This is a genomic window from Kitasatospora sp. NPDC092039, assembly GCF_044756065.1.
GTDB lineage: Bacteria > Actinomycetota > Actinomycetes > Streptomycetales > Streptomycetaceae > Kitasatospora.
Genome location: NZ_JBIVSD010000001.1, coordinates 495441 through 520585, shown reverse-complemented (window position 1 = coordinate 520585; position 25145 = coordinate 495441). Strand labels below are relative to the sequence as shown.

25 protein-coding genes are annotated in these 25145 nt (G+C 73.4%); 12 read left to right on the top strand and 13 right to left on the bottom strand.

Annotated features, from left to right (window positions below; genetic code table 11):
- Positions 1 to 240 precede the first annotated feature (240 nt).
- Positions 241 to 2121, top strand: coding sequence for an amino acid transporter (locus ACIQI7_RS02275; RefSeq protein ID WP_401104020.1), 1881 nt, complete (start codon positions 241 to 243; stop codon positions 2119 to 2121).
- Positions 2122 to 2240: 119 nt separating this feature from the next.
- Here ACIQI7_RS02275 and ACIQI7_RS02270 read toward each other — a convergent pair whose 3' ends face one another.
- Complete coding sequence (locus ACIQI7_RS02270; RefSeq protein ID WP_401104018.1) at positions 2241 to 2510, bottom strand: GlsB/YeaQ/YmgE family stress response membrane protein; 270 nt, start codon at positions 2508 to 2510, stop codon at positions 2241 to 2243.
- 271 nt (positions 2511 to 2781) lie between these two features.
- Between ACIQI7_RS02270 and ACIQI7_RS02265 the strand changes: the two genes are divergently transcribed.
- On the top strand, positions 2782 to 3147 hold the full coding sequence (locus tag ACIQI7_RS02265) for a hypothetical protein (RefSeq protein WP_401104016.1): 366 nt from the start codon (positions 2782 to 2784) through the stop codon (positions 3145 to 3147).
- A gap of 120 nt (positions 3148 to 3267) precedes the next feature.
- Here the strand turns inward: ACIQI7_RS02265 and ACIQI7_RS02260 are convergent, their stop codons facing one another.
- Positions 3268 to 4068, bottom strand: a complete 801-nt coding sequence (locus tag ACIQI7_RS02260) for a HEAT repeat domain-containing protein (protein WP_401104014.1) — start codon at positions 4066 to 4068, stop codon at positions 3268 to 3270.
- Positions 4069 to 4209: 141 nt separating this feature from the next.
- Entirely contained in the window at positions 4210 to 4923 is a 714-nt protein-coding gene (locus ACIQI7_RS02255) for a TetR/AcrR family transcriptional regulator (protein ID WP_401104013.1), read from the bottom strand.
- A gap of 201 nt (positions 4924 to 5124) precedes the next feature.
- On the opposite strand from ACIQI7_RS02255, the gene ACIQI7_RS02250 reads away from it, so the two are divergent.
- The 3 genes from ACIQI7_RS02250 to ACIQI7_RS02240 all read left to right on the top strand — a co-directional run bounded on the left by ACIQI7_RS02250 (position 5125) and on the right by ACIQI7_RS02240 (position 8210).
- A complete protein-coding gene (locus ACIQI7_RS02250) occupies positions 5125 to 6324 on the top strand; it encodes an FAD-dependent monooxygenase (protein WP_401104012.1) in 1200 nt (399 codons plus the stop codon).
- A 472-nt stretch (positions 6325 to 6796) separates the two neighbouring features.
- On the top strand, positions 6797 to 7423 hold the full coding sequence (locus tag ACIQI7_RS02245; protein ID WP_401104546.1) for a CBS domain-containing protein: 627 nt from the start codon (positions 6797 to 6799) through the stop codon (positions 7421 to 7423).
- Positions 7424 to 7559: 136 nt separating this feature from the next.
- Positions 7560 to 8210 carry a beta-glucanase gene (locus tag ACIQI7_RS02240; RefSeq protein ID WP_387753294.1) on the top strand — a complete coding sequence of 217 codons (651 nt, stop codon included), beginning with the start codon at positions 7560 to 7562 and terminating at the stop codon, positions 8208 to 8210.
- Between the two features lie 30 nt (positions 8211 to 8240).
- On the opposite strand, the gene ACIQI7_RS02235 is transcribed toward ACIQI7_RS02240, so the two are convergent.
- Complete coding sequence (locus tag ACIQI7_RS02235; RefSeq protein ID WP_401104009.1) at positions 8241 to 8834, bottom strand: hypothetical protein; 594 nt, start codon at positions 8832 to 8834, stop codon at positions 8241 to 8243.
- Positions 8835 to 9007: 173 nt separating this feature from the next.
- Here ACIQI7_RS02235 and ACIQI7_RS02230 point away from each other — a divergent pair, with 173 nt between their 5' ends.
- The gene (locus ACIQI7_RS02230) at positions 9008 to 9358 is read left to right on the top strand and encodes an SHOCT domain-containing protein (RefSeq protein WP_401104007.1); all 351 of its coding nucleotides are present in this window, start codon (positions 9008 to 9010) and stop codon (positions 9356 to 9358) included.
- A 121-nt stretch (positions 9359 to 9479) separates the two neighbouring features.
- Here ACIQI7_RS02230 and ACIQI7_RS02225 read toward each other — a convergent pair whose 3' ends face one another.
- Positions 9480 to 9890 (bottom strand): organic hydroperoxide resistance protein, encoded by a 411-nt coding sequence (locus ACIQI7_RS02225; RefSeq protein WP_355266881.1) that lies wholly within the window; start codon positions 9888 to 9890, stop codon positions 9480 to 9482.
- Between the two features lie 168 nt (positions 9891 to 10058).
- Between ACIQI7_RS02225 and ACIQI7_RS02220 the strand changes: the two genes are divergently transcribed.
- The 3 genes from ACIQI7_RS02220 to ACIQI7_RS02210 all read left to right on the top strand — a co-directional run bounded on the left by ACIQI7_RS02220 (position 10059) and on the right by ACIQI7_RS02210 (position 12269).
- Positions 10059 to 10532, top strand: a complete 474-nt coding sequence (locus ACIQI7_RS02220) for a MarR family winged helix-turn-helix transcriptional regulator (RefSeq protein ID WP_401104005.1) — start codon at positions 10059 to 10061, stop codon at positions 10530 to 10532.
- A gap of 370 nt (positions 10533 to 10902) precedes the next feature.
- A complete protein-coding gene (locus tag ACIQI7_RS02215; RefSeq protein WP_401104003.1) occupies positions 10903 to 11472 on the top strand; it encodes an RNA polymerase sigma factor in 570 nt (189 codons plus the stop codon).
- Complete coding sequence (locus ACIQI7_RS02210) at positions 11469 to 12269, top strand: hypothetical protein (protein WP_401104001.1); 801 nt, start codon at positions 11469 to 11471, stop codon at positions 12267 to 12269. The genes ACIQI7_RS02215 and ACIQI7_RS02210 overlap by 4 nt, the downstream gene beginning before the upstream one ends.
- A 62-nt stretch (positions 12270 to 12331) precedes the next feature.
- Here the strand turns inward: ACIQI7_RS02210 and ACIQI7_RS02205 are convergent, their stop codons facing one another.
- On the bottom strand, positions 12332 to 13000 hold the full coding sequence (locus ACIQI7_RS02205; RefSeq protein ID WP_401103999.1) for a GAP family protein: 669 nt from the start codon (positions 12998 to 13000) through the stop codon (positions 12332 to 12334).
- A 216-nt stretch (positions 13001 to 13216) separates the two neighbouring features.
- Positions 13217 to 14629: an argininosuccinate synthase gene (gene argG / locus ACIQI7_RS02200; RefSeq protein WP_401103997.1), complete on the bottom strand. Its 1413-nt coding sequence runs from the start codon at positions 14627 to 14629 to the stop codon at positions 13217 to 13219.
- A 434-nt stretch (positions 14630 to 15063) separates the two neighbouring features.
- On the opposite strand from argG, the gene ACIQI7_RS02195 reads away from it, so the two are divergent.
- The 3 genes from ACIQI7_RS02195 to ACIQI7_RS02185 all read left to right on the top strand — a co-directional run bounded on the left by ACIQI7_RS02195 (position 15064) and on the right by ACIQI7_RS02185 (position 18757).
- Entirely contained in the window at positions 15064 to 15804 is a 741-nt protein-coding gene (locus tag ACIQI7_RS02195; RefSeq protein WP_401103995.1) for a rhomboid-like protein, read from the top strand.
- A 241-nt stretch (positions 15805 to 16045) separates the two neighbouring features.
- On the top strand, positions 16046 to 17341 hold the full coding sequence (locus tag ACIQI7_RS02190; RefSeq protein WP_401103993.1) for a hypothetical protein: 1296 nt from the start codon (positions 16046 to 16048) through the stop codon (positions 17339 to 17341).
- A 435-nt stretch (positions 17342 to 17776) separates the two neighbouring features.
- On the top strand, positions 17777 to 18757 hold the full coding sequence (locus tag ACIQI7_RS02185; RefSeq protein WP_401103991.1) for a hypothetical protein: 981 nt from the start codon (positions 17777 to 17779) through the stop codon (positions 18755 to 18757).
- A gap of 212 nt (positions 18758 to 18969) precedes the next feature.
- Here the strand turns inward: ACIQI7_RS02185 and ACIQI7_RS02180 are convergent, their stop codons facing one another.
- From ACIQI7_RS02180 to ACIQI7_RS02155, 6 genes are all read right to left on the bottom strand, one after another.
- Entirely contained in the window at positions 18970 to 19350 is a 381-nt protein-coding gene (locus ACIQI7_RS02180) for a VOC family protein (RefSeq protein ID WP_401103989.1), read from the bottom strand.
- Between the two features lie 101 nt (positions 19351 to 19451).
- Positions 19452 to 20609 carry a methyltransferase gene (locus ACIQI7_RS02175; RefSeq protein WP_401103987.1) on the bottom strand — a complete coding sequence of 386 codons (1158 nt, stop codon included), beginning with the start codon at positions 20607 to 20609 and terminating at the stop codon, positions 19452 to 19454.
- Between the two features lie 285 nt (positions 20610 to 20894).
- A complete protein-coding gene (locus ACIQI7_RS02170; protein ID WP_401103985.1) occupies positions 20895 to 21794 on the bottom strand; it encodes an STM4011 family radical SAM protein in 900 nt (299 codons plus the stop codon).
- An 11-nt stretch (positions 21795 to 21805) separates the two neighbouring features.
- On the bottom strand, positions 21806 to 23140 hold the full coding sequence (locus ACIQI7_RS02165) for an STM4012 family radical SAM protein (protein ID WP_401103984.1): 1335 nt from the start codon (positions 23138 to 23140) through the stop codon (positions 21806 to 21808).
- Entirely contained in the window at positions 23137 to 23982 is an 846-nt protein-coding gene (locus ACIQI7_RS02160; protein ID WP_401104543.1) for an STM4013/SEN3800 family hydrolase, read from the bottom strand. The genes ACIQI7_RS02165 and ACIQI7_RS02160 overlap by 4 nt, the downstream gene beginning before the upstream one ends.
- A gap of 29 nt (positions 23983 to 24011) precedes the next feature.
- Positions 24012 to 25136, bottom strand: a complete 1125-nt coding sequence (locus ACIQI7_RS02155; protein ID WP_401103982.1) for an STM4014 family protein — start codon at positions 25134 to 25136, stop codon at positions 24012 to 24014.
- Positions 25137 to 25145 lie beyond the last annotated feature (9 nt).

Sequence of the window (25145 nt, the reverse complement as noted above, 5' to 3'; positions counted from 1 at the left end):
GCAGGGCCGTACGGGCGCACCCAGGCGTGTCGGCACGCGCGGTTGACCGGCCCCGGCGAGCCGGTCCCCTAGCCTGACCAGGCCCGCCGTCCGGCGGCCAGAGGGGAATCCGGAGCCGCGCGCCCGGCCGAGTCGTGGACAGGGGTGCACGTGGTTTCGTCGGGGTCGGCCGAACCGGGGGCGGGGCCGGTCACGAAGCGCGAGCGGTTCCGGGCCTGGATGCTGGAAGGCCTCGCGGACATGGCCAAACAGCACCCCGGTCCGCACGCCCAGCTGCCGCAGGTGAAGGGCCAGCGCTGGTGGCGGGTCATGTGCCTGACCGGACTGGACTACTTCTCCACCCTCGGCTACCAGCCCGGCATCGCCGCGCTCGCGGCCGGGCTGGTCTCGCCGCTGGCGACCATCGTGCTGGTGGTCGTCACCCTGCTCGGCGCGCTGCCGGTCTACCGGAGGGTCGCCCAGGAGAGCCCGCACGGCGAGGGCTCGATCGCGATGCTGGAACGGCTGCTGTCGTTCTGGCAGGGCAAGCTGTTCGTGCTCACCCTGCTGGGCTTCGCGGCCACCGACTTCATGATCACCATCACCCTGTCCGCCGCCGACGCCGGCGCCCACCTGGTGGAGAACCCGCACCTGCACAGCGCCCTGACCGGCAAGCAGGTCATGCTGACCCTGATCATGATCGCGCTGCTCGGCGCGGTCTTCCTCAAGGGCTTCAGCGAGGCGATCGGCCTGGCCGTGGTACTGGTCGCGGTGTACCTCTCGCTGAACGTCGTGGTGGTGGCCGACGGGCTCTGGCACGTGCTCCGGGCCCCGCACCTGTTCAGCGACTGGACGGACGCGCTGACCGTGGAGCACGGCAACGCGATCGCCATGATCGGCGTCGCGCTGATCGTCTTCCCGAAACTGGCGCTCGGCCTGTCCGGCTTCGAGACCGGCGTCGCCGTGATGCCGCACATCGAGGGCGACCCGGACGACACCGAGGAGAAGCCCACCGGCCGCATCCGCGGCGCCCGCAAGCTACTGACCACCGCGGCCGTGATCATGAGCGTGTTCCTGATCACCACCAGCTTCATCACGACCCTGCTCATCCCGGCGGACCAGTTCAAGACCGGCGGCCAGGCCAACGGCCGGGCACTCGCCTATCTCGCCCACGAATACCTCGGCAGCACCTTCGGCAGCGTCTACGACCTCTCCACGATCGCCATCCTGTGGTTCGCCGGAGCCTCCGCGATGGCCGGGCTGCTCAACCTGATGCCGCGCTACCTGCCCCGCTACGGGATGGCCCCGCACTGGGCCCGCGCGGTCCGGCCGACCGTCATCGTGCTCACCCTGATCGCCTTCCTGGTGACCTGGATCTTCGACGCGAACGTGGACGCCCAGGGCGGTGCCTACGCGACCGGCGTGCTGGTGCTGATCAGCTCCGCCGCCATCGCCGTCACCATCGCCGCCCACAAGGCCGGGCAACGCCGCTGGCGGGCCGGCTTCGCGGTGATCGCGGCGGTGTTCCTCTACACCACGGCGGTGAACATCGCCGAGCGGCCGGACGGCGTCAAGATCGGCGCCTGCTTCATCGCCGGGATCATGCTGGTGTCCTTCCTCTCCCGGCTCAAGCGGGCCTTCGAACTGCGCGTCACCGACGTGGTGCTCGACGACGTCGCGGAACGGTTCGTCCGGGACTACACCCATCGCCCGCTGCGGCTGATCGCCAACGAGCCGAACAGCCGGGACCTCGCCGAGTACCGCGACAAGATGCACCAGATCCGGCGGGACAACGACATCCCGGCCGAGGACGACCTGGTCTTCGTCGAGGTCACCGTGCTCGACCCGTCCGACTTCGAGGCCGAACTGACCGTGCGCGGCGAGGTGCTGCACGGCCGCTACCGGGTGCTGTCGCTGGAGAGCTCCAGCGTGCCCAACGCCCTGGCCGCCCTGCTGCTCCAGGTCCGCGACCTCACCGGGCAGCAGCCGCACATCTACTTCGAGTGGACCGAGGGCAACCCCTTCGCCCAGTTCCTGCGGTTCTTCCTGTTCGGGCAGGGCGAGATCGCCCCGGTCACCCGCGAGGTGCTGCGCGAGGCCGAGCCGGACCGCTCGCGCCGCCCGGCCGTCCACGTGGGTTGACGGGCCCGGCCTGGCCCGGCGCCGTCGGGTCCGGTCGGGCCGGACCGACGGCGCGGGCCCCGGCCGGTGCTGACGGAGGGGCCACTCCGGCCGGTGGCGACGGAGCGGCCCCGGTCCCGTCAGCGGTTCTGGTGGGACCTGCTCCACGCCGGCGCCACGAAGGCCACCAGGGCCACGGCGAAGGCGACCTGCAGGATGTGACGGATCCAGTCGATGCCCGAGGTGTGGCGGACGCCGATCCAGCCGGCGACGGCGTTGCCGAGCCAGGCCCCGGCGGCGCCGAGCAGCATGGTCAGCCACCAGGGGATCGACTGCGGTCCGCGCAGGATCAGTTTGGCGATCACGCCGAGCACGAAACCGATGAGCAGAATCCACAGGAGCTGGAACATCGCAGTCCACCTTCCGGGCGCTCCCGGGGCCGACGGCCCGGTGCGCCGTATCGCCGATGACGCGGTTCGTCCCATGATCACCCGGATCGGGCGAACGGGCATGTCGACAGCAGACCGCGCAGGTCAGCGGCGTGTCGGCGGGCGGATCGCGGAGGGGAGGGGCGAGATCGCGCCGCAGGTCGGGCCGGAAAGAAGCTGTCCGTCCTCACCGCCGCACGGATAGGAATGGGCGGGACGCGGACGCGCCGCGTCGCGAGAGGAGTCGATCCCTGTGATACGCCTTCGTTCCGTCGGGCTGACCCTGGGCTGTACCGCCGCCGCGCTGACCCTGACCATGGGGACGGCCCAGGCCGCACCCGGCGACACCAGCACCATCTGCTCCTCCTCGCTGACGCCGAGCGGCTTCGTCGACGTCCAGTGGTGGAACAGCGCCGGCTGCGGCTCCGGGTTCAACCCGAACACCAAGAAGATCATGCAGCTCACCGGCTACCCGGTCGGCACCGTGGTCAACGCCTGCGGCTCCACCTGGCCGCCGGACGGCTGGACGATCGTGAGCAGCTTCTACAGCTCCGGCTGCCGGTACTCCGCGGTGCCGAGCCTGGAGAAGAACTCCTGGCAGCTCAAGCGCGTCTCCTGAGACGTGACGCCCGGGGCCTGGGTTCGAAGCCTGGCGCCTGAGGTTTGAGGTCCGACTCCAGGGTCTAGGCCTCGGGCCTGAGCCCTGGGCTCGTCGTGCGAGCTGACGCCGGCCGCGGCCTCAGCGGTCCCGGACCGCCTCGACGGCCTCGCGGACGTACGCGTGCGGGTCGTCCGCCAGGCCGTCCAGGAGGTCGGCGACGCCCGGGGTGGACCAGCGGCCGATCGCCCACACCAGGTCCCCGCGCACTTCCGGGGCCGGGTGGGCGGCCAGTCGGGCGAGGAGGTCCACCGGGCCGCGCCGGCGCAGCCCGAACCAGTGCAGCACGGCCCGCAGTTCGCTCGGATCGCCCGGTTCGCCGGCCGCCGCGATCCGGGCGAGCAGCACGGGAACGGGTGGCGGCGGGCCGTCCAGCGGGTGCGGGTGGCGCTCGCGCAGTCGGCGGCCGCCGTACTCGCCGCGGACGCGGCAGCCGAAACAGGTGCAGGGCCGGGTGCCGTGGGCGCCGGGCAGGTAGCGCCAGCCGGTGACCTGCGGCACTGCGCGGACCCGGTGCACCTCGCGGGCGCCCACCGCGCGCGGCAGGAACACCTCCCAGCCGCGCGGGTCGGCCAGCGAGCCGATCCGCCGGACCGCCTCGGCGGCCGACAGCGGCCGGTGGGCGTGCCGGCCTCGGCCGCCGTAGTGCCCGGCCAGGACCTCCTGCTCGTCGTCCAGCCGGAGGTGCACCGCGATCAGCGGCCCGTTGGGGTGGAACCGGGCGAGCTCGCGCAGCCACTGGTGGGTCAGCGTGTACGAGGGCAGCACGGGGAAGCAGTACACCCCGCGCGCGCTGCCCTGGCCCCGGCTGTCGGCGCGGATTCCGGCGCGGCGGATGCGCGGCGCGTTCGCCGCCGCGGTCAGGTGCACGAACATCGCCATGGGGCGCGATCCTAGCGAGCGCCGGGCGGTGGTCCGAGCGGTTTTCCGGCGTGCCGGGCGGGCCGGCACGGCCGGCTCCGGCGGCCGCGGTGGATCGCACGGTACGCGGCGATCGCGGCGGGTCAGGCGGTCCGCGGCGGGTCAGGCGGTGTTCGCGCGGCGCTCGATCAGGGCGGCCAGCCCGTCCAGGATGCGGTCCAGGCCGAACTCCAGCGCCTGGTCGCGGCCGCCCGGTTCGGCCATGGCGGCGGCGACCGCGGGGAAGCGGTCGGCGTGCTCCTGGACCACGGTGCCGAGGGCGGCGAGGAGTGCGGCCTCGGGGGTACCGACCGGTCCGGCGGCGCGGGACTGTGCGGCGATCCCGCGCACGTGCCCGGTGAGCAGGACGGCCGCGTCCATCCGTTCGGGGCCGGTCAGTCCGTGGCCGTCGAGTGCTGCCACCACCCGCTCCAGCCAGGCGAGTTCCCTCGGGCCGATCGCCCGGGCGCCGACGGTGGCGTCCAGCAGCCACGGGTGCCGCTCGAAGGAGCCGGCCAGGTGGTGGGCCCAGGCGGTGAGCTGCTCCCGCCAGTCGGCGCCCTCCGGTGCGTCCGGCGGTGCGTCGACGGCCGACTCGACCATCAGGGCGATCAGTTCGGCCTTGCCCGGCACGTAGCGGTAGAGCGACATCTTGGTGAAGTCGAGCAGCCCGGCCACCTTCTGCATGGAGACCGCGCCCAGCCCCTCCGCGTCGGCGACCTCGACCCCGGCCGCGGCGATCCGCTCCAGGCTGAGGGCCGGCTTCGGCCCCCGGGTGGGCTTGGCCGGCGGGCCCCAGAGCAACCGCACCGTGTCGTTCGCCGCCTCGGCCATCATCCGCTCCCCTTCTGAGGCCCCTCCCAGGTTCGTTCCACGTACCGCCGGTGTCCCGTCGGCGTTCCGTCCTGGGTTGCTGACCGTGTTTCCGCCGGGGCTTCCCCCTGGGGGTTGCCCTTCCGACCAACTGTGTCTACCGTACACAGCAATGAACAGTGTCCGCGAGACACAGTTTTCTGATCCTCGGACGGAGTGGTTTCCATGAGCACCAAGGTCCTCATCTCGGGCGCGAGCATCGCCGGCCCCGCGCTGGCCCACTGGCTGGGCAGGTACGGCTTCGAGGTGACCGTGGTCGAGCTGGCTCCCGCGCTGCGCGACGGCGGTCAGGACGTGGACTTCCGCGGCCGCACCCACCTGACCGTGCTGGAGCGGATGGGCGTCCTGGACGAACTGCGCGCGCTCGGCACCGGCGGCAGCCCGATGACATTCGTCGGTCCCGACGGACGCCGACTGCTCCACCTGCCGGCCGAGTTCGCCGGCGGCGACGTGGAGGTCCCCCGCGGGGAACTGGCCCAGCTGCTGCACCGGCACAGCAGCGCCCGCGCCGAGTACGTGTTCGGCGACTCGATCACGGCCCTGGAGGAGACCCCCAGCGGCGTCCGGGTCGCCTTCCGGCACGGGGCGCCGCGCGAGTTCGACCTCGTGATCGGCGCCGACGGACTGCACTCCAACGTCCGTCGGCTCGCCTTCGGGCCCGAGCAGCGCTACGTCCGCCACCTCGGCTACTACGCGGCCACCTGGCAGCTGCCCAACACCCTCGGGCTGCCGGTCGGCGGGGTCGGCCTCAACGTCCCCGGTCGGCTGATGTCCGTCGGAGCGGCCCACCGCGACCCGGGCCGGGCCGGTGCGTTCTGCCTCTTCGCCTCGCCCGAACTGCGTTACGACCGCCACGACCCGGGGCAGCAGAAGGCGCTGATCCGGGCCGCCTTCGCGGGCCTCGGCTGGCGGGTGCCGCAGCTGCTGGAGAGCCTGGACGCCACCCCTGAGCTGTACTTCGACTCGATCAGCCGCGCCGACGTCCCCACCTGGTCGACCGGCCGGATCGCCCTGCTCGGCGACGCCGCCTGCGGCGCGACCATCGGCGGGATGGGCACCGGGACGGCGGTCGTGGCCGCGTACGTCCTGGCGGGCGAACTGGCCCGGGCGCGCGGCGACCACCGCGCGGCCTTCGAACGCTACGAGAAGCTGCTGCGCGGCTACGCCCGGGGTTGCCAGAAGGGCGGCGACCGCACCGGCCCGTTCCTCGCGCCGCGCACCGCCGCGGGTCTGCGGTTCCGCAACGCCCTGCTCAACCGGCGCTGGGCGCTGGACAAGATGCTGGAGCTGGGCAAGCAGGTCAGCAGCGTCGAACTGCCGGAGTACGAGGGGGAGCCGGCCCGTGGGCCGAAGGTCAGGGGATGAGCGAGGGCACTCGAGCAGAGACCGCGAACCGGCGGACCTCGGTACTACCCGTCTCGGCCACGGTGTCCGGCTCGATGCGACTGCACTCCCGGCCCGGTCCGCCACCGCCGTGCTGGGGCCTGCCCATCGGCTCGGGCAGGGGAGGTGAGGCCGCCGGGGTGGACCAACGGGTGGGCGAGGAGTGGGGTTGGTCGATCCAACGAGTCGATCAGGTGATGGTCGCGCCGTCGGGGGAGAGGCGGGCGGCGCCGTGGGAGGTCCGGGAGGGCGAAACCGACCTGATAGGGCCGGCCGTCGGGAAGGTGTTCGCAGGTCGGGGCAGAAAGTCCCACCCGTTCGGCCCCTTGGCCCCTGGCGAACGGAGCCGCCGCGCGCGATGCTGCCGGTACGGGCCGGGACGATCCGCGTCCGGTCGGACCAGCATCGTTGGACGAGGTGAACCGGCGTGCGGCATGCCACCGTCGAAACCGTGATGACCAGCCCCGTGGTCCTGGTCTCGCCCGAGACCGGATTCCGGGAGATCGTGGCGCTGCTGAGCGAGTACGACATCACCGGCGTGCCGGTAGTGGACCCGGAGGGGCGGCCGCTGGGCGTGGTCTCGGAGGCCGATCTGCTGCGCACCCTGGCCGCGCAGGAGGACCCGGCCAGCCTGCTGCCCGCGCCGGAGTCGGCGCCGGCGGGCCCGGACGGCGAGGTGACCGCGGCCGACCTGATGACGGCGCAGCCGGTCTGCACCACGCCGGACACCAGTGTGGTCGCGGCGGCGCGGCTGATGAGCCGGCACGGCCTGAAGCGGCTGCCGGTGCTGGACGAGGAGGGGCGCGTGATCGGCATGGTCAGCCGCGGTGACCTGCTGCGGGTGTTCCTGCGCGAGGACATGGTGATCCGGCGGGAGATCGTCGAGGAGGTGCTCGGCCGGATCGAGGGGGTCAGTCCGGCGGAGATCGGGGTGGAAGTCAACCAGGGGCGGGTGGTGCTCAGTGGCACCGTGCCCGAGCCGTACCTGGTGCCGATCGTCCTCAACCTGTGCCGCTCGGTCGACGGGGTGGTCTCGGTGACCGACCGCCTCGCCGCCGGAGGTGCGGCACCGGTCGGCTGACCGGCCGCGTCCCTCGCCCGAAGGTTCGTCCAGGCTCGAACGATCCGCTTCGCATACTGCGGAGGGTATCGGGTAACTCACTCTGTGTGCCTGGCGGTGCGGGCTGCCGGGACGCCGGAGCTTCGGGGAGGCGGCCGTGGCAGTCGTTTTCGACGCGGACTTCACTTCGACCAGTCAGTGGATCGCCGGGCGCAGCAGCGCGTATCCCCGGATGGGGCCGACCAACCGGAGCGACCACAAGCTCGACTACCTCAGCCGCGACTACTGCCCCGACGGGGTCTTCGCGGCGGTCAGGCGGCACAGCGGCGGGCTGTGGAGCTGCAACCTGCTGACCACGGAGGGGAGCCCGGACGGCTTCCAGCTCCTATCCGGGGACGTGTTGTCGGCGAGGGTGACGCTGCCCGTCGAACTGGGGGCCTGGCCGGCGATCTGGACCTGGCGGGACGGCGGCAACGAGGTCGACGTCTTCGAGTACCACCCGGACAACCCGGACCTGCTGGAGATCTCCAACCACGTCCGGGGCGGCTTCCGGTACTGGCACGGCGCGGACGCCGGGATCGCTCCGGGGGCGACCTTCGACCTACGGGTGGTGCTCGGCGCGAAATCGGTGGACTGGTACGTGGCGGACGAACTGGTCTACGCGGACCTGCACGGGGTCGGCTCCGGGTGGCACGCCTACCTGATCGTCAACATGTCGGTGGCGGACGGCACGTACCACGACCGACCGCCGTACGGCGGGCCGGACCGGCTGAGCTGGGTCTGCCACAGCCTCCGGGTCGAGCGCTGAGCCGCGGGTGGGGAGGGGGCGCGGGTCCACCTACGGCTCGTGGGGCGCGAACGCGGCCGTGATGGGGCCGCGGGGGGCGTATCCACCGCGGGGGTCGAGTGGGGTGGGGAGGGCCCGTGGGCCGCTTGGTCCGTAGGGGTCGCTTGGTGCGTAGGGGTCGTGCGGGCGCGGTGAGCCGTGCGGGCCCGGTGAGCCGTACGGGTCGTGCGAGTTGTCCGGGCTGTGCGGGGCGGAGCGCTGGAACCAGACCGCCCGGCGCTGCGGGCCGATGTGGGCGGGGTCGGTCACGTACAGGTCGTCGCGCGGGGCGCGTTCGTTGCCCGGGGCGAATGCCGCGTCCACCGCGCGGTCGGCGATCGAGCGCAGCAGCGCGGTGGCCGTGGTCTCGGCGGCGGCCGGCGCGATGGCCAGGGCGGTGAGCTCGGCCCAGAGGGCGGCGGTGACGTAGTCGATCGGGGAGTGGCCGAGCGCCGGGTGGGGACGCGGGTCCGGGTGGCGCCGCAGCACCCCGGCGGCGACGAGCTGCTCGGGGGAGCGGTCGTCGTCCGGCAGGTGGAGGGCCACGGGTGGCTGCTGGGCCGGGGGCCGCTGGGGGTGGGGCACGGGCGGCGGGTGGTGGGTCACGAGCGGCACGCTACCCCGGGTGGGCGACGGGCCGACCGCCGGATCGTTTTCTCTGGCCGCCCTCACGTTCCTCGGGCCGCCCTCACGCCGCCTTCACGGCTGACGGGCGCACGATGGTGGTAAGGCGCTGCTCACCTCGGCGGGCCCCGACGGGGCCGGAGGAGGAGGTCCTGATGAGGTACTGGCACGGACACGGCCACATGGATGGCTGGGGCGTCGGCCTGATGGCGTTCGGGACGCTGCTGTTCCTGGTGATCGTCGTGCTCCTGGCCGTGGCCCTGTTCCGCTACCTGTCGCACTCGCGGCAGCCGATGCCGCCCGGGCGGGCGACTCCGGGTGCCGGTGGATCCGGGCCTGGCGGCCCGCCGGGTTGGGGCCGGGACGGGCAGGGGAGGCCGGGATTCCAGGGGGTGCCCCCGGAGCAGCTGCTCGCTGAGCGGTTCGCGCGGGGCGAGATCGACGCGGAGGAGTACCGGCACCGACTGGAGACGCTGCGTTCGGCGAACCGGCCGGGCGGCGGTTGACCTCGGGGGCGACCCGGACCGGGCCCGCCGCGGTTCGCGTGCGGCGGGCCCGGCCTGTGGGTCGGCGGGGGCTTCTTCGGCGACCGGGCGATGAGGCTTCGGGGGCCGGTCGGCGGGGCCTCTACTCGACGACCAGCTCGACCGGGATGTTGCCCCGGGTGGCGCGGGAGTACGGGCAGACCTCGTGGGCCTGCTTGACCAGCAGCTCGCCGGTCTCACCCGCGAGGGACTCGGGCAGCTCGACGCGCAGCACGACGGCGAGGCCGAAGCCGGCCCCGTCCTTGCCGATGGACACCTCGGCGGTCACCGAGACCTCGCTGGTGTCCACCCGGGCCTGGCGGCCGACCAGGCCGAGGGCGCTGGCGAAGCAGGCGGCGTAGCCGGCGGCGAAGAGCTGCTCCGGGTTGGTGCCCTGGCCGCTGCCGCCGAGCGCGGGCGGCATGGCCAGCGCGAGGTCCAGCTGTCCGTCGGAGCTGACGGCGCGGCCCTCCCGGCCGTTGGCGGTGGCGGCGGCGGTGTAGAGCGCGTCCATGGTGGCGTCCCCTTCAGGTCCTGGATGTTGTTGCGGTCGGTGTCCGGCGGAAGCCGGTCCGGCGTGCTTCGCGGCGGCCGTCCGGTCGTCGCTGCGCTGCGACAAGTAGAGCACGCAATTCAATTGCGCACAACTCAATGGCGCGATGGCGATCGGTACCATGGGTCCATGACCACCCACCCCGGCATGGCGGACGAGGAACTGCTCCGCCTCGACCAGCAGATCTGCTTCTCGCTCAACGCGGCCTCCCGCGCCTTCGGCGGCGTCTACCGGGTGCTGCTGCGCGACCTCGGGCTGACCTATCCGCAGTACCTGGTCATGTTGGTGCTGTGGGAGGAGGGCGAGCTGGCCGTCAAGCGGATCGGCGAGCGGCTGCGGCTGGACTCCGGGACGCTCTCGCCGCTGCTCAAGCGCCTGGAGGCGGCCGCACTGGTGCGCCGCGAGCGGAGTCCGGAGGACGAGCGGTCGGTCACCGTCCGGCTGACCTCCGAGGGGTCGGCGCTGCGCGAGCGGGCCGGGCAGGTGCCGCGTCGGCTCCTTGCGGCGACCGGCCTGCCGATCGAGGACCTGGCCGCGCTGCGCGGGCTGCTGGACCGGGTGACGGCCGCGCTGGACGTTGCGGAGGTGGAGTCGGCGCCGTAGGGGCGGGGTGGTCGATGGGGTGGGTTCGGGGGCGAGGGGGTGAGTTCGCCGGGGGCCGGTCGCGGGGCGGAGGCGTGAGTCCGCCGGGGGCCCGTCGCGGGGCGGAGGGGCCGGGTGGTCTCGCCGGGCCTTGTCAAGCGGCGCTCTCGACGACTGTGATCTGGGTCACGTTTCGGAGGCTCCGGCGCGATTCGTGAGGGCGGAGCGGCAGGTCAACGGCGCTGTTCAAAAGTGAACAGAACCGTTCGGCAATTGTCCGCCCGATCCGGTCAACATCCCGCTCCTCCCGGACGGTTACACCACGAGCCCCAAGGGGCCGTCGGCGTGCCACCAGGCGGGTCGGCCAGTCGACCCACGAAAGGGGGGCCGCGTGACCACTCCCGGGCCGGGCGAGGAGCGGGGCCTGAGAGCCGACCCGCTCGGCGACCTGCCGAACGACTTCGAGGCCTTCTTCACCCGAGAGAACTCCGGCTACCTCCGCTACGCCCAGCAGCGCCTGCGGCACCGTGAGGACGCCCAGGACGCCGTCCAGAACGCCGGTACCACGCTCTACAAGAACTGGCGCCGGGCCCTGGCCAGCCCCGATCCGCAGGCCTTCGCCTTCAAGATCGTCAAGGACGCGGTGGTGGACGTGCTGCGCGAGCGCCGGCGCATCGAACGCAGACGGCTGCGGGTGATCGCCCAGCGCCGTCCCGACACCAGCCAGGACGAGTTGGACGAGCTCGCCGAGCTGGACGCCCTGGACTGGGCGATGGAGGAACTCGCGCGGGCCGCCCCGGTCCAGGCCGACGTGGTCCGGCTGCGCCAGGCGGGACTGTCGTACCACGACATCGGGCGCTCCCTCGGCATCGCGCACACCACCGCCCGCACCTACTACAGCCTCGGGCGGCGCCACCTGGAGTACCTGCTGGAGCATCCGGACGACGGGGCGCGGACATGAGGATCGTGGACCTGCTGCGCGCGCAAGCCGTCGAGCTGGACCGGGAGTTCGACGACCACGATCCGGTGGACTTCACACGCCGACTGGCCGAGCGGCTCGCCGCCGCCCGACGGCCCGCCCCGACCGTGCGCGAACGTCCCGCCAGGCCGCCCGCCGGCGCCCGTCCGCCGCACGCTCCGCTCTCGGGGCCGAGCCCGGGAACGGCGGCGGGGGCGGGCTGCGGACTCGGTGCGGGGGTGGCGGGCGCCGGCTCCGGCCCGGGATCGGGCGCCGGCCCCGCTGCGGTCCCGGGGCAGCCCCGGTGGGCCGGGGGGCGGGCGGAGCTGCGGCGCGACCTGCGGCACCTGTGCGCGGGGGTCGCGGGCGCGGTGGAGCCGGGGGAACTGGCCCTGGATCTCGAACTCGCCGAGAAGACCGCCTTCCGCACCCTCGGCTGCCTGCTGTACGGCATGGGCCGAACGGCGGACGGCGTCTTCTGGTGGCGGATAGCCGCCCAGTACGGGGACCAGCTGGCCGTGCACTGCCTGGCGGTGCACTACGCCGCCGAGGGCGAGCGGCGTGACGCGGCCCGCTGGGCCGCGCAGGCCCAGGACCTCAGCGCCCCCGGCCGGTTACCGGACCTCGCGCCCGACGTCCGGCCGGGCGGCGCGGCGGAACTGGCGCGGGTGCTGGCGGAGCACTACGACGGCGAGATCCTGCTGACGGTGCGGGAGGCGGTGGCGGCGCGGCAGGCGGCCGACACCGGGCGGCTGGGAGTACGGGCAGTACGGGGGCGGGGGGTGGTACGGATCCGGTGAGGGGGTGGCGGGGGGCGGGAGGGATCGGCTGGGCGGGCCGGCCAGGAGAGTTCACAGGCAGGTCAGGTGAGACCGGAGACGGCGGCACCCAGGTACTCGGCGCCGAGCAGCAGCGGGACGACGGTCATGATCGCCGCGTTGTGCGTGGCCGTCCAGGCGCGCCACTCGCCGAGGGCGTGCCGCGAGCGGTCGTCGGACCGGAGCTGGGCCGCCAGCGGCAGCAGGGTACCCAGCGAGCCGAGCAGCACCAGCACGGCGGCGGCCACCGCCTCTCCTCCGCCACCGGTCGGGGCGGCGGCGATCGAAGCGGCCCCGCCGATGGCCGGAACCAGGGTCTTCGGGTGGGCCACCACCAGGACCACGGCGAGAGCGGCGGACCGGGCGGCGGTCAGCCGGTCGATCGAGAGCAGCCAGACCGGCGGTGCGGTGACCCGGCCGGGCCGCGGCCGTTCACGCCACTGCCGGGCGGCCAGCAGGAGGAGTACGGCGCCGAGCGCGAGCTTCAGCCAGGACGGCCACGTCGGCGTGGCCCCGGCGCGGTTCAGCGCGGTGCCCGCCGCCACGACGGCGGCCGTCACCGCCGCCAGGCCCAGCAGCCAGCCGACCGTGAACGCGATCCCGTTGGCCCGGCCGCGAGGCGAGGCGAGGATCAGCAGGACGGCGATCAGCGGCAGCGGGCTGAGCGCGACCGCCACCGCGGAGGCCAGCATCGGGCCGATCGCCTCACCCATCCCCGGACCTGCCTTCCCGCCGCCGGGCGCCCGTCCGCCATTCAGCTACCGACCGGCGGGCTGCGCACGGCCGGTGCCGCCGTTCGGGTGAGGGCGGGGGAGCGGCGGGCGGGCGAGGCAAGGGTGGACGGCAGTGGAGCCGGGCGGGATGGGGCGGGACGGCGGAGGGCCGCCGCACCCCTGGGGTACGGCGGCCCTCCGCGGGCACGGGGTGCGTCAGTCGGTGCCGGACTCGATCGCCGCGTGGTCGAGCGCGGTGGAGTCCTCCTCGTCACCGGTGCCGGCGGCGATGGGGGCCGCACCGCCCGGGGCGAGTTCACCGATCAGACCGCTCCACGGAGCCAGCTGGCCGTGCACCGCGTACTGCTCCAGCTTGCTGCGCGAGTCTGCGATGTCGAGGTTGCGCATGGTCAGCTGACCGATGCGGTCGTCCGGGACGAACGCCGCGTCGACGCTGCGTTCCATCGACAGCTTCTCGGGGTGGTAGCTGAAGTTGGGGCCCTGGGTGTCGATGACCGAGTAGTCCTGACCGCGCCGTAGCCGCAGGGTGACGCTGCCGGTGACCGGGTGGCCGATCCAGCGCTGGATGCTGTCCCGGAGCATCAGCGACTGCGGGTCGAACCAGCGGCCCTCGTAGAGCAGCCGGCCGAGCCGCCGGCCCTGGGTGTGGTACGTGGCGAGGGTGTCCTCGTTGTGGATGGCGTTGAGCAGCCGCTCGTAGGCGATGTGCAGCAGCGCCATGCCGGGGGCCTCGTAGATGCCGCGGCTCTTGGCCTCGATGATGCGGTTCTCGATCTGGTCCGACATGCCCAGACCGTGCCGTCCGCCGATGGTGTTGGCCTCGTGCACCAGGTCGACGGCGCTGGCGAACTCCTGGCCGTTGATCCGGACCGGGCGGCCGAACTCGAACTCGACGGTGACGTCCTCGGTCTGGATCTCGACCGCGGGATCCCAGAAGGCGACGCCCATGATCGGGCTGACGATCTCCAGGGAGGCGTCCAGGTACTCCAGCCGCTTGGCCTCGTGGGTGGCACCCCAGATGTTGGCGTCGGTGGAGTAGGCCTTCTCGGCGGAGTCCCGGTAGGGGAGGTCCCGCTCGGCGAGCCACTCGGACATCTCCTTGCGGCCGCCGAGCTGGTCGACGAACGCCTGGTCCAGCCAGGGCTTGTAGATCCGCAGGTTGGGGTTGGCGAGCAGGCCGTAGCGGTAGAACCGCTCGATGTCGTTGCCCTTGTAGGTGGAGCCGTCGCCCCAGATGGAAACGCCGTCCTCCTGCATGGCGCGAACCAGCAGGGTGCCCGTCACGGCGCGGCCGAGCGGGGTGGTGTTGAAGTACGTCTGCCCGGCGGAGCGGATGTGGAAGGCGCCGCAGGCGAGGGCGGCCAGGCCCTCCTCGACCAGCGCGGCCCGGCAGTCGACCAGCCGGGCCTGCTCGGCGCCGTACGCGCGGCCCCGGGCCGGGACGTCGGCGAGGTTCGGCTCGTCGTACTGGCCGATGTCGGCCGTGTAGGCGTAGGGGAACGCACCGTGCTCGCGCATCCACGCGACGGCGACGGAGGTGTCCAACCCACCGGAGAATGCGATGCCGATCCGTTCACCGACCGGCAGCTTGCTCAAGACCTTCGACATGGATGCACCCTTGACCCGCGTGGAGCGGGCCCCTGATCTAGCGATGTGTGACGGGATTCGGCGTAATCGATCCGATGCCCGAACTCTGGCATAGATTTGCAGAGTAATGCAAGAGCATGCGGAACCCTGGTCGGCTGCGGAACCCCGACCGGTCGGCGTCTGCCGGCCTCCGGTTCCGTCAACTCGCTTGAAAAGCCCGTTGGTTGTTGTGGATCGGGGGTCGGGCCGGGCGCAGCGGGACCGTGCGGAGTGCGAGGAGGCAGTCGCCGCTGGTTCACCGGATGCAGGTCCTCGCAGTGAGCAGCAGGGGCGTAGCAGGTGGTGAGCAGGTTGGGTGGGCGGCTCCCGATCCCGGCTTCCGCACGCCGGGTGCCGGGAGGCGGCGGAGTCGGGCGGGGGCGAGGGTGAGGGGGAGGAGTGGCGAGGAGGCGTCGATGGCCGGCAGCACCGCCAGGGGTTCCGAGACCCACCGGCGGCCCCGGTGGGGTCATCCCGCCCGCGCGGCGTGGGCCTACGTCCGGCGCGCGCCGGGCACCTACGTCTGGCTGGCGATCCTGCTCGTCACCACCCAGGTGATCCGCCACGTCGATCCGGCGACCGCCGACCACATCCTGGAGCGGCGTTCGACCAACCTCCACCGCCTCCAGGTCTCACCGGTCCGCGTCCTGCTGACCAGCGCCCTGTGGATCGCGGGCGGCGGCTGGCCGTTCTACTTCCTGCTGTACAACCTCTTCCACGTGCCCGCCGAACGGTGGCTCGGCACCCTGCGGTGGATCTCGGTGGCGGCGCTCGCGCACGTCGGCGCCACCTACCTCAGCGAGGGGGTGCTCGGCTGGGCGATCCACCGTGGGCTGGCACCGCCGAGAGCCGTCTACACCCTGGACTACGGCGTCAGCTACGCGCTGGCCGGCGTGGTCGCGGTACTCACCTATCTGATCGCGCGGCCCTGGCGGTACCTGTACGCGGCGGGGGTGCTGGTGGTCTACGGACTGGGCGTGCAGCAGAGCCGGGACTACACCAGCGTCGGCCACCTCAGTGCGGCGCTGATCGGATTCGCGTGCTATCCGCTGACCAGGGACCGCCCGGGCTCCTTCGACCCGGTCGTCTCGGCCCGTACGCTCTGGCGACGCGCCCGCGCCCGCGCCCGCGCCCGGGGGCGGTGGCGGTGGCGGTGAGTGGCGGCTGGTGACGAGGGGCTGGTGACGAGGGGCGGCGACGTCCCGGGCGACCGGAGCGGGCCGTTCGCGCGACGGTGGTCCGGCATTCGGTGAATGCCGACTGTTGGAAACCGTGGGGCTATTACCGCCTTCTTACCGTATGCCCCTTCCCTCTGCCCGGGTGGGCCCAGCAGGCTGACCCCCTGTTTCCGCCGAGTGCGCGCGACCGCGCGACCGGCCCCAGGGGAGGACCTCGACCGTGCCCACCAGGCAACGACGACGGCTGCTGACGAGCGCCGTCACACTCACCGTGATCGGACTGATCACCACTCAGGCGTTCGCCGCGCCGTCGGTGCCGCCGCAGCCGCAACCGTGGCAGGTCCGGCACCAGGCGGACACCGGGAAGGCGCACGCCGAGAAGGTCCGCAGCGGCACCGTCGGCGTGACCGCCGCCCCGAGCCTCGGTCCGAAGGCCGAGACGGAACCCGGGGACGGCGGTGACGAGGCGGAGAACTCCGCCGAGGGCACCGCGCAGTACACCGAGGCCCGCACCGCGCCCGGCGTGATCGCGCCGGGTGCCTACGGCGTGGCCTGGGCGCAGTTGCAGTCCATGCCGCGCACCGGCGGCACCTGGGACCACGTCACCGACAAGCCGTACGACTCCGACGACCCGCGCTACCGGGACGTCAACTCCAACTCCAGCGGCGGCGCCGGCCTGGTGACGGGCCGGATCACCGGCCTCGCGGCCGACAACGACGGCTACGTGTACGCGGGCGGTGCGAACGGCGGGGTGTTCCGCTCCCGCACCGGCGGTGGGCACTGGGAGCCGATCGCCGACCGGCTGCCCACGCTGTCCACCGGGACCCTGAACCTCGACGAGGGCGGCCGGCTCTGGTACGCCACCGGTGAGTCCAACACCGGCGCGACCTCGTACGTCGGTACCGGCGTCTACGTCCTCGCGGACCCGAAGCACGGCGAGTTCCAGCCCGGAAACCGGGTCGGCGGAGCCGAGCTGGAGTCCACGATCATCCACGCGCTGCGCTTCGGTGGCGGCCGGGTCTGGGCGGCCACCAGCCGCGGAGTGTGGAGCCACGCCACGACGGACCTGTCCGGCCCGTGGCAACTCGAGTTCGCGCCCAACCCGGAGTACCTGCCGGGCGGTGCGAAGGCCGGCGACCCGGCCGCGCCGTACAAGAACATCGCCAACGACATCGCGATCGACCCCAAGGACCCGGCCAAGGTCGTCCTGGCGGTCGGCTGGCGCGGCGGTGACAGCTACAACGGCTTCTACGGCAGGGCGGCGGACGGAAGCTGGCAGCGTGTCGGCTCGCTCGGTGAGCTGCCGACGGACGCGGCGAACGTCGGCAACGTGACCTTCGCGCGCTCGGCGGGCGGCTCGCGCTACTACGCGATCGACCAGTCCCCGGAGGTCATGGCCGATGACCCGGACACCGGGCTCAAGGGGATCTACGTCTCCAAGTCCGGCTCGCCGTTCGGCCCGTGGACGCTGGTCGCGGACAAGGAGAAGCTGAGGAACTCCGGCTCCGCGCTCTAGGACGAGGGGTACCAGCCCGGCATCCAGGCCTGGTACAACCAGTTCCTCCAGGTTGACCCGGCCGACCCGGACCACGTCTACGCGGGCCTCGAGGAGGTCTTCGAGACCACCGACGGCGGCTCCAAGTGGGCCACCGTCGGGTCGTACTGGAACTTCGGTTTCCCGTGCTGGAACATCGACCCGGCCAAGCAGACCGGTGACTGCTCGGCCACCCCCCACTCCGACCAGCACGCCGTCGCCTTCGGCAGCTACCAGGGCAAGGTCAACGTCTACGTCGGCAACGACGGCGGCGTCTACCGCCGTCCCGGCAACGGCCAGTCGGACGCGTACGGGCACGCCAGGGACTGGACGCCGCTCAACGACGGCACCATCGACACCCTCCAGTACTACTCGGTCGGCGTCGGCAAGGACCCGGCGGACCGCTCCGGGCGGGGCGTGATCGTCAGCGGCGGCCTCCAGGACAACGGCGAGTCGATCCTGTGGGCCCACGACAAGGTGATGGGCTCCGACTTCGGCGGCGACGGCGCCGACACCATCGTGGACCCCGTCAACGGCTGCAACATCGCCGAGGAGTACGTCTACCTCGACATCTGGGTCACCCAGAACTGTGCGACCAACGACGGAAGCTGGGCGAAGGACCCGGGCAAGGCCACGTCCTACGAGGTCGCCCCGCCGGACAAGGACACCGGCTCCGCCCGCTTCATCGCGCCGATCACGGCCGACCCGAAGGACGGCGACACCTGGATCGCGGGCGGTCGGCACGTCTGGGTGCAGCACAAGGGCTACGCGATCCGCGGCGGCAGCGAGTGGACGAACGCCTACGACCTGGGCGAGGGCCACGTCGCCACGGCGGTGGCGACGGTCGGCGGCACGGTGTACGCGGGCTGGTGCGGCCCCTGCAACAACGTCGGCTTCAGCCGCGGCATCGCGGTGGGCAGGACCGACGGCACCGGCTGGCACCAGCTCGACCTGCCGGTCGACGGCACCCTGCCGAACCGCTACATCTCCTCCTTCGCGGTGGACGAGAACGACGCCCAGCACGTCCTCGTCGCCTTCAACGGCTTCTCGCGCGCCTGGACCGAGGGCCCGGGTGCGGGCGTCGGCCACGTCTTCGAGACCCGTGACGGCGGTGCCACCTGGAGCGACGTCTCGGCCGACCTGCCGGACGTCCCCGCCACCTCGGTCAGGATCCTGCCGAACGGCGGCCTCGCCCTCGGCACCGACCTCGCCGCCTTCTACCGCGCGCCGGGCACCACCGGCTGGCGCGTGCTGGGCCGCAACCTGCCCACCACCGCCGTGCAGCAGCTGAAGACCGGCCCGGACGGCAAGCTCTACGCGGCCACCTTCGGGCGCGGCATCTGGTCCTTCGACCTGCGCCGCCTCGGACACGGCCGCTTCGACGAGACGGACGACTGACCGACGGTCCGCCGCAGGGTGCCGGGCGACCAGCCGGCACCTACCCGGTCCCTGCCGCCGCTGCCCGGCCGCTCATCGTGAGCGTGCCGGGCAGCGGCGCCGCCTCCGAAGAACGCGGCACGGTGGGTGAGATGGGCGGTGTACCGGGGTGCCGGGAGGTCGACGGACGGGTTCCGGGGAACGCCCGCCGGCCGGCCCGGCCGGCGGGACGGCTACTGGTCGACCCGCTGGGCCATGCAGATGATGTTGCCCTCGCTGTCCTTGAACCAGGCCGCGCGCATGCCCTCGCCCTCGGCGACGCCGTTGACGGTCTTCAGACCGGGGAAGTCGTACTCCTCGAAGGTGATGCCGCGGCCGCGGAGGCCGGCCATCTCGCCGTCGAGGTCGGTGACCTTGAAGCTGGCGAGGGTGTGGGCGGCCTGTCCGCCGCTGGGCGTGCGGTAGACGGTGAACTGGGTGCCGCCGCTGTCGCAGGCGAACTCCTCCTCACCTTCCTCGGTGAGCTTGAGGCCGAGGGTGTCGGTGTAGAAGGCCTTGGCGCGGGCGAGATCGGTGGCGGGGATGACCGCTTGCAGTGGAGCGTCTCCAAGCATGGTGTTTCGCCTCCTCCTTCTCACCAGGCTAGGGACGTGCGGGCCGTGTCGCCCGGTGGGCCTGCGGCTGCTTCGGGCCGTGTGCGGCAGGTCGCGGGGAGTCATGCGGGGGCCAGCCTCCAGAGTGAGGTGACCTCGGCGGCGCGGGCGGCGCGGAGGAGGGGGTCGGCCCCTTCGGGGGCGGTGGCCCGGGGGTGGCGGGGGACGGTGTGGAGGCGGCCGGTGACGCGCAGGCCGGCTCCGGCGATGGCGTCGAGCAGGTCGGCGCGGGACCTCAGGCCGAGGTGTTCGGCGAGGTCGGAGAGGACGAGCCAGCCCTCGCCGCCGGGGAGCAGGCGGCCGGCCAGAGCGTCGAGGAAGCCGTGGAGCATACCGCCGTCGCGGTCGTAGACCCCTTCGTCGAGGGCGGAGCTCGGTCGGCCGGGCAACCACGGAGGATTGCACACGACCAGGGCGGCCCGGTCGTGGCCGGGCGGGTAGAGCCCGGTGCCGGCGGTCTCGATGCGGCGGGCGAGGCCGAGACGGCGGGCGTTGTCGTGGGCGCAGGCGAGGGCGCGCGGGTTGGCGTCGGTGACCAGGACCTTGCGCAGGCCGCGCCGGGCGAGGAGCGCGGCGAGCACGCCCGTGCCGGTGCCGAGGTCGTAGGCGGTGGAGCGGGCCCGGGCGGCCGGCGGCAACGGCGCCCGGGCGACGAGGTCGACGTACTCGCCGCGGACGGGTGAGAAGACCCCGTAGTGCGGGTGGATGCGGGCGCCGAGGGCCGGGACCTCGACGCCCCTGAGGCGCCACTGGTGGGCGCCGATCACCCCGAGGAGTTCGCGCAGGGACACGATTCTGTTGTCAAGGAGCGGTCCGTAGGCCGCCAGGCAGGCCTCTCGGACGTCGGGCGCCCGGTGGAGCCGGACGCGGTGATCCGCACCGAGCGGAACCAGCAGCATGCCCAGGACGCGCGCGAGGCGGGCGCGCTCCCGTCGGTGCCGGCGGAAGGCCTCGGCGGGTGAGGCGGGTGCGGATCGGGGTCGGCGCCGCTCGGCGCGGCGGCGCATGGCGTGTAGGAGGTGGAGCGCGCCGGGGTAGTCGCCCTGCCAGAGCAGGGCGGTGCCCTCGCAGGCCAACCGGTAGGCGGCCTCGGCGCGAAGGGTGTCGTCGGCGGCGATCAGGCGACGCGGCGGAGGCGTGCCGTTCTCGCTGTGCCAGGGTGCGGGCAGGGCGGAGAGGGTGGGCAGGGTGACGGTACTGGGCCGGTGGGTGTCGGACACCGGGGCTCCTCGTGGTCGAACGTGCAAGGGGGCACGAAGAGCACTTCGACGAGGAGTGAGCAGCAGGCGCGTCGGACTACGGCGCCGCAAGGACGGCGGGCGCGGGCGTCAGGCCGGGTGCGGCTCACGCGTCGAAGCGCGAGCCGGGGTGTCACCGAGTACGAGGCCCGGCACGACCGCGAGCCGTATGCCACTGATCATCTGCGGGCCTCCCTTCCGAACGAGCTGGTCCTGCGAGGTTGTTCGTACGCTTTCACACAGCGTGGCCGGTTGGCAACCGATTTATCACCGCCCCGCTGGCCAGCCGTGCGGCACGCGCTCCAGCACTCCCGCCCCGAACAGCTCGTACAGCGGCAGGGTCTCCAGGTGGACGTAGCCGATGTGGCAGTCGCAGACCGGCAACGGGCAGGCGCGCCGCTCGAGTCGGGTGCGGTAGCTGCCGTCGTAGAGGTTGCCGAGGACGTCGCGGACGAAGTGGCAGCGGCGTACGGTGCCGTCGCCGTCCACCGACAGCACGGACTCCCCGGTGCGGCACGGCAGCCCGGCGCTGGGATGGGCGTGCCGGCTGTAGCCGAAGTGCGGGTCGAGGGCCGTCCATTGGGCGGCTTCGGCGTCGGTGTAGTCGAGGCCCTCGGCGGCGTTGACCCACAGGTAGACGTCCCCCGCGAGTTCGGCGCGCAGCCGGCGGGCCTCCGCGAGGTGCTCGGGTTGGCCGACCACGCCGACGCTGTAGCGCACGCCGAGTGCGTCCAGCTCGCGGCACTTGGCGAGGAACCGGTCGCGGGAGACCTGGCCGGGGTGGAAGGTGACCCAGAGGGCGAGGGCGTCGAGGTCCGCGTCGGCGAGCCAGCCCGTGCGGCAGCTGAGGTTGGTCTGGATCGCGACGCGGCGGACGTGCGGCAGGAGGCTCAGCTCGACCAGCGCACGGCGGTACCAGGACCGCACCAGACCCTCGCCCCACGGGGTGAACAGCAGCGCCAGGGAGTCGCCGGTGCCCGCGCGCCCGGCGGCCCAGCCGGTGAAGCGCTCCAAGGCGGCCCGGTCGGCCCGCAACTGCTCGGGGCTGTCGCGGCGCTTGGCGAACGGGCAGTAGGGGCAGTCGTAGTCGCAGGACGCGAGCGGGCCGCGGTAGAGCAGGGTGAGGTCCCGCGCGCCGTCCTCCGGCAGCGGAGGGCCGGAGGGCATGCCGAGGAAGGTCATTTCGCCTCGTACGCCGCCATCAGGGCCCCGACCTCGGGCGAGAAGAGCATCGGCCCGACCGCGTCGGAGTGCGCCAGCCCCTCCGGGCTGAGCCGCAGGAACTCCGCGTCGCCCCCGTCGAGCCAGCCGCGCTCGGCGAACTCGGCCAGCTCCGCCGGGAAGTCCTCGGCCGGTGAAGCGCCGAACCGGGCACGGTAGTCCGCCAGCGGCAGGCCCTCGGCCTGGAGCAGCGACTGCAGCAGGTGGCGCCGGCGCGGCTCCGCGCCGCCCATCCAGTGGCCCACGTCGGCCCGGTGGAAGTCCTCGGTGGCGACGTAGTCGTCGATGATGCCGCGCACCTCGGTGGCGCTCACCGCGTAGTCGAAGGAGTAGTGCAGCCGCGAGGTGTAGGAGCGGGCGCCGCAGCCCAGGCCGACCATGCCGTCGGTCTGGCAGGCGTACTCGCCCGCCCCGGCCTGCGGGGAGGCCGCGCGGCGGAACATCCGCATCGACACCTGCTGGTAGCCGTGGGCGAGCAGGTGGTCGCGGCCGGCCCGGTAGAGCGCGAGCCGGCGCGCGTCCCAGGCGGGCCGGCTCTCCTGCTCGCCGCGCCGGGCCAGACCGGTCAGCGGACGGACGTACAGCGGGTAGAGGTACAGCTCCTCGGGCTGCCAGGCGAGCGCGGTGTCCAGCGAGCGGAGCCAGCTGGGCTCCGTCTGGCCGTCGATGCCGTAGATGAGGTCGATGTTGAGCACCGGGAACCCGGCCGCGCGGATCCGGCCGAGGGCGGCCTCCACTTCGGCCCGCTTCTGCGGGCGCACGGCGGAACGCGCCTCGGCGTCGTCGAAGGACTGCACGCCCAGGCTCAGCCGGGTGGTGCCCCGGGCGGCCAGCACCTCCAGCCGGTCGGCGGTCGCGGTGGCGGGCGAGGCCTCCACCGAGAGCGGTACCGCCTGCAGGTCGGCGCCCATCCGCTGCTCGGCGATGTCGCACAGCCGCTCCAGCTCACCGGCCGTCAGATAGGTGGGCGTGCCGCCGCCGAACGCGGCCAGCGCGAACCGCGCCCCCTCGTCCAGCGCCGAGCGCACCGCCGTGGCCTGCCGGTCCAGGGCGTCCAGGTAGGCCGTGGTCAGGCCCTCGGGGCTGCCGATCCGGGTGAACAGGTTGCAGAAGCCGCAGCGGACCTCGCAGAACGGGACGTGCAGGTAGAGCGAGAGGGCGTGCTGCGCCTCGCCGGCCCACAGGTCGCGCAGCGGTGGGCGCTCGGGCAGCGGGCGGTAGGCCGTCTTGTGCGGGTACGCGTAGACGTACGACTGGTACGGCGAGTCCGGGCGCGGGGGTGCGGTGGTCATGCGCGCTCCTCCTCGGAGGTCGTGGGGGCGTCCGCCGCTCGGGCGGGGAGGGTGAAGTGCGCGTACGGGACCGTCCAGACCACCTCGTGGCCGATCCGGTGCCCGGTGTAGCCGTCCTCGCCGTAGGCGGTGCCGTGGTCGGAGCAGACGACCGCGAAGCACGGACGGCGGGCGCTCATCGCCGCGAACAGCCGGCCGATGTGCGCGTCCACGTACTCCAGGGCGGCGGCGTGGCTGGCCCGGGAGTCCCCGTGCTCGCGGGTGGCGCCCGGCAGGTGGAACCAGTTCGGCTGGTGCAGCGCCGAGACGTTCAGGAAGAGGAACAGCGGCTGGTCGGCGGACTGTTCGGCGGCGACCCGCTCGGCCCGGGCGACCTGCTCCTCGAAGGACGTCGGCGAGGCCACGCCCAGCTCGGGCGCCCAGTGGCTCTCCTGGAAGAGGCCGGGCAGCACCGAGCCCAGCGGGCCCTGCTTGTTGAAGAAGCCGACGCCGCCGACGCACACCGTGCGGTACCCGGCCGCGGCCAGCGCCGTCGGCAGGTCGGGGGCGTCGAACACCCAGGTGCGCGGGGCGGTGCTCTCGGAGCCGGCGAAGCGGGCCGCGAACAGGCGCGGATGCGGACCGTCCGGGGTGGCCGGCGTCGGCAGGAAACCGGCCAGGATCGCCTGGTGGGAGGCGTAGGTGAAGCTGCCGGGTGCGTGGCGGCGCTCCCAGCGGCCGCCAGGGAGGACGGCGGCGAGGTTCGGGATGCGGCCGGCGGCGGCCAGTTCCTCGGCGACGTCGAAGCGGAGGGTGTCGAGGGTGACGAGGAGTAGGTCGTGGGTGCCGACGACGGCGTTCATGTCGGGGGCCGGGAGGGTGGTCCGGTGGTTCATCGAGCGGGTTCCGTGATCTGGTGGTCCGTCGCCGCGGGCGACGACGGGGAATGAGTGGTGAGCGCGGCGAGCTGGGCGCCGTAGGTGTCGAGGCCCTCGGCGGGGCCGCCGGGCAGGCCGGTGAGGTTGGGGAGCAGGTCACCGAAGGCGTTGACCTCGCCGACCAGGGCGCGCCGCCAGCCGGCCGTGGGCAGTACGTCGACCCCGACCATCGGCGAGCCGGGGAAGCAGGCCGCCGCGCGCTCGGCCGTCTCCAGCAGGGCCGGCCAGGCCGGCCCTGCGGCCTGACGGACCTGGTCGACGCTGCCCCGGGCGCCGCCGAGGTGCAGGTTGGTCATCGGCTGGGCGCTGGTGCGCACCACGGCGTGGGTGGCCCGGCCGGCGACCACCACGACCCGCAGGTCCGCGGAGCGTCCGGACTGCGAGGCCTTCGGGATCCACTGCTCGACGTGCAGCCCGTCCGGTGCCAGGCCGTCGACGATCGCGGCGACCTCCTGCTCGCTGCGGTAGCGGCGCACCCGCAGCGAGTTGTGCAGCCGGCCGTCGGCCAGTTCCACCGAGGTGGTGGCCTGCAGCCGGCCGTGCGGCCCGAACTCCAGGGCCATCACCCCGGAGGCGGAGGAGCCGTGCGCGGGCTTGACGAAGACCCGGTGCAGGCCGGCCTCGGCGAGGCGCTCGCGCAGGTGCTCCCAGCCGGTGACCTCGCCGCCGAGCGCCCTGGGCACCGGCACCCCGGCCCCGGCGAGCAGCGCGTGCGCCCGGCGCTTGTCGAACATCACGGCGATCTCCTCCGGATCGCCGAGCAGCCGTACCCCGGGCCGGGCGGCCAGCGCGCGCAGCGCGGCCATGACCCCCGCGTACCAGACGGCCGTGCCCTCGACCCTGGTCGGCGCGTAGCCGGGGCCGAGCGCCGGGCCGCGTAGCAGGCGGTCGACCTCCGGCTCCTCGCCGGGCGACTCGATGCGCAGCAGTCCGCCCTCGGGCAGCCGGTACCGCCCGCGCAGCACGTCCAGCCAGGGCAGCACGGCGGGCTCGGGCAGCCCGGCGGCCCGGGCGGCGGCGGCGAACAGTGTCACCCGCCGGTGCCCGGGGTTGCCGAGGACGGTCAGCCGCAAAGTCATCGCCTCCGC